Annotated in this window: 3 protein-coding genes; all 3 read left to right on the top strand. The window is 68.7% G+C overall.

The features are described 5' to 3' along the window. Positions 1–20: 20 nt before the first annotated feature. The 3 genes from V7026_RS11150 (at position 21) to V7026_RS11140 (ending at position 3,682) form a co-directional block, all read left to right on the top strand. Positions 21–362 carry a cation:proton antiporter gene (locus tag V7026_RS11150; protein ID WP_334155447.1) on the top strand — a complete coding sequence of 114 codons (342 nt, stop codon included), beginning with the start codon at positions 21–23 and terminating at the stop codon, positions 360–362. A 114-nt stretch (positions 363–476) separates the two neighbouring features. After that, positions 477–3,308, top strand: coding sequence for a monovalent cation/H+ antiporter subunit A (locus V7026_RS11145; protein WP_334155446.1), 2,832 nt, complete (start codon positions 477–479; stop codon positions 3,306–3,308). A gap of 2 nt (positions 3,309–3,310) precedes the next feature. Continuing rightward, positions 3,311–3,682 carry a Na+/H+ antiporter subunit C gene (locus tag V7026_RS11140; RefSeq protein WP_443082359.1) on the top strand — a complete coding sequence of 124 codons (372 nt, stop codon included), beginning with the start codon at positions 3,311–3,313 and terminating at the stop codon, positions 3,680–3,682. The last annotated feature ends 125 nt before the right edge of the window (positions 3,683–3,807 follow it).

Below are 3,807 nucleotides of genomic sequence, written 5' to 3'. Positions count from 1 at the left end.
CGTCAGATGTGTATAAGTGACTGCTGCTGGGGGGCGGGGCGGTCCTGTTGGTGATTGCCGCCTGGGGCGTCGTCGCCTTGCCCGATGCCCTGTCGCGCCAGCATGCCGCGACCAAAGCGGGCACGTTGGCGGTGGCGCTGGTGTGCGCGGGCGCTGCGCTTGCGGTGGCCGAGCCGTCTTGGAGCTGGCGCCTGCTGCTGATCATCGGCTTCTTGCTGGCGACTCTGCCCGTTGCCTCCAACCTGCTGGCCCGCGCCGCGGTGCGCGAGGCCGGGCAGGAGGCCGACGCCGCCCGCGCCCCGGTGGTCGGCGGCGATGCGGGGCCCGCGGCGCCCAGGCTGCTGCCCCCCGGCCGCGGCTGACCGCAGCGCCGAAAAGGCCCCGGCGCGCTTCCCTACAATCGGTGGTTTTCGCCCCGTTCTGCCCTGCGGCGGATCGGGCGCCGTGTGCGCCTGTCCCATACCAGACCGATTGCCGTGTTGCTGTTGATCGTCTTACTGCCCTTGCTCGTGGGCACCACTTTGACAGGGTGGCTGGGCGGCCGCTCGCGCCGCTGGACGGCGGTGGCCGCCGCCGCCGTGACCGCTTGCAGTCTGGCCTTGCTGGCCCTGCACGCGCCGGCCGTCTGGAGCGGTGCGGGGGTGTACGAGTTCCATCCCTGGGTAAATGACATTGGGCTGAACGTCGGCTTGCGGCTCGATGGCCTGTCGTTGCTGTTCGCGGGCCTGATCACGGTCATCGGGCTGTTGATCATTCTGTACGCGAGCTACTACCTGTCGCCCGACGATTCGGCGGCCAAGTTCTACGCGGTGATGATGCTCTTCATGGCCGCGATGCTGGGCGTGGTGCTGTCGGACAACCTGCTGCTGCTGGTCGTCTTTTGGGAGCTGACCAGCGTGTCGTCCTTCCTGCTGGTCGGGTACTGGAGCCACCGGCCCGAGGCACGCAGCGGCGCCCGCCAGGCCCTGGCCGTGACCGGCGGCGGCGGGCTGGCCATGCTGGCGGGTTTGGTGATGCTGGGCTGGATCGCCGGCACCTTCGAGCTGAGCGAAATGACCGGCCGTGCGGCCGAGATCCAGGCCGACCCGCTGTTCGTGCCGGCGCTGCTGCTGATCCTGCTCGGGGCGTTCACCAAGAGCGCGCAGTTTCCCTTCCATTTTTGGCTGCCCGACGCCATGGCCGCGCCGACGCCGGTGTCGGCCTATCTGCACTCGGCCACGATGGTCAAGGCCGGCGTGTTCCTGCTCATGCGGATGTACCCCGTGCTCGGCGGCTCGGGCTGGTTCGAGGGCATTGTCACCGCGGTCGGGTTGGCAACCTTGGTGTTTGCCGCCTTCATCGCCGTCTTCAAGCACGATCTGAAGGGGTTGCTGGCTTACTCCACGGTCAGCCACCTGGGGCTGGTGACCTGTCTGGTCGGCCTGGGCTCGCCGCTGGCCGCTGTAGCCGCGGTGTTTCACGTCCTCAACCACGCCACGTTCAAGGCCTCGCTGTTCATGGTAGCCGGCATCGTGGACCACGAGACGCATTCGCGTGACATGCGGCAGTTGGGCGGGCTGTGGGCGTTGATGCCCTGGACGGCGACGCTGTCCTTGGTCGCGGCGGCCTCGATGGCCGGGGTGCCGCTGACCAACGGCTTTTTGTCCAAGGAGATGTTCTTTGCCGAAGCCGTGGCGGGGGCCGGCGCGGCAGGGGTGTGGCTGCCGGCGGCGGTGACGATCGCGGGCATCTGCAGCGTGGCGTATTCGCTGCGCTTCGTGCACGACACGTTCTTCAACGGTCCGCTGGGGGAGGTGCCCAACTGCCATCCCCACGAGCCGCCGCTGGGCATGAAGCTGCCGGTCGTCGTGCTGGTGGCGGTCTGTCTGGCGGTCGGGGTGTTGCCGGCCGCGACCTTCGGGCCCCTGGTGCATGTGGCGGCGACGGCCATGGTCGGGCGCGAGTTGCCAGACTATCACCTCGCGATCTGGCATGGCGTCAATCTGCCGTTGCTCATGAGCATTGTGGCGTTGGTGGGCGGTGGGCTGTTCTACGCCCGGCTGGCCCGGGGTCGGCGGCTGCACCGGATCCAATCCGAAGCCTGGTTTGGGGCTTTGACCGGGCGGCAGATCTTCGAGTCTGCGGTCGATGGGACGTTCGCCCTGGCGGGGCGCGTGTCCGTGGCGCTGGAAAACGGTTCGTTGCAGCGCTATGTGGCGTGGATGTTGGGCGCCGCCATCGTGGTGGCCGCAGCCCCGCTGATGGGGGAACACATCGGCACCGGCGGGCGCGAGCCGTTGCCGGCCAATCCGCTGGCCGTCGTGGTCTGGCTGCTGCTGGCGGCCACCTGTGTGGCGCTGGTGATGACGCACCACCACCGCTTCCAGGCCGTGGTGCTGGTGGGGGTGGTGGGGCTGGTGACCTCGCTGGTGTTCGTGGGGTTGTCGGCGCCCGATCTGGCGCTGACGCAGTTGTCGGTGGAGCTGGTCTCGACGGTGCTGCTGCTCATGGGACTGGCGCTGCTGCCCCAGCACTCCCCGCGCGAATCGTCGAGCAACCGCCGGCTGCGCGACGCCGTGCTGGCGCTGGCGGGGGGCGCGGGGATCGCCTGGATTGCGTGGGTGATGCTGACGCGCGATCACGCCTCGATTGCCTGGTATTTCCTCGAGCAGTCGCTGCCCATGGGGGGAGGCGCCAACGTCGTGAACGTGATCTTGGTCGATTTCCGCGGTTACGACACCTTTGGCGAGATCACGGTGCTGGCCATCGCGGCGATCGGGGTGCTGGCGCTCATGGAAGGGATGCGTACCCACCGCCCGATCGTCGATGCGCAGGGGCGGCGCTGGACCTTCGCGCAGCATCCGCTGCTGCTGCGGGTGGCGGCGTCGGTCGTGCTGCCGGTGGCGATGGTCGTGGCGGTTTATATCTTTATGCGCGGCCACAATATGCCGGGTGGGGGCTTCATTGCCGGTCTGGTGACCGCCGTGGCGCTGGTGCTGCAATTCATGGCGATGGGCCAGGACCGTGCCGAGGCGCTGCTGCGCACCGGGGGAGGGCGGCGGTTCGTGCGCTGGATCGGCTCGGGGCTGACCATCGCCGGGTTGACCGGTGCCGGGGCTTTTGTGTTCGGGCGGCCGTTCCTCACCAGTGCGCATGGCCATCCGCAGGTGCCCCTGCTCGGTGAGCTGCCGCTGGCCAGTGCCGCCCTGTTCGACCTGGGGGTGTATGCGACGGTGGTGGGTGCCACGCTGTTGACCATATCGGTTCTGGGGACGGCCAGCGTGGAGGCGCCTCCGTCCACCCCGCCCCGCGGAGGACGTCAACCATGAGCATTGAGTTTCTCGTGGCCACGGGCGTGGGTCTGGTGACCGCCTGCGGCATCTATCTGCTGCTGCGCGAGCGGACCTTCTCGGTGGTGCTCGGTCTGTCGCTGATCAGCTACGCGGTGAATGTGTTCATCTTCGTCATGGGGCGGCTTTGGACCCATGCGCATCCGATCCTCGTCGGCAACGAGCCCGTGGCGGATCCGCTGCCCCAGGCGCTGGTGCTGACGGCGATCGTGATCGGCTTTGCCACCACCGGCTTCATCGTGGAACTGGCGCTGCGCAGCCACCACGAGAGGGGCAGCGACCATGTGGACGGGGCCGAGCCGGGCGGCAGCCGGGGGACGGCGCCGGACGCGCGTGACGGAGGGACGGCGTGATGGGGGTGGCGTTGCTGGGTTTTTGGGGGCAGCACGCCCCGGTGCTGTCGGTGCTGCTGCCATCCTTCACCGGGATGGCCCTGCTGTTGTTGGGCGATCACGATGGGATGTCCGCGCAAGGGGGG

It is taken from the genome of Tepidimonas sp. (genome assembly GCF_036825565.1).
Lineage (GTDB): Bacteria > Pseudomonadota > Gammaproteobacteria > Burkholderiales > Burkholderiaceae_C > Tepidimonas.
The sequence above is the reverse complement of the archived record's forward strand: the minus strand, read 5'-3'. Positions and strand labels throughout refer to the sequence as shown.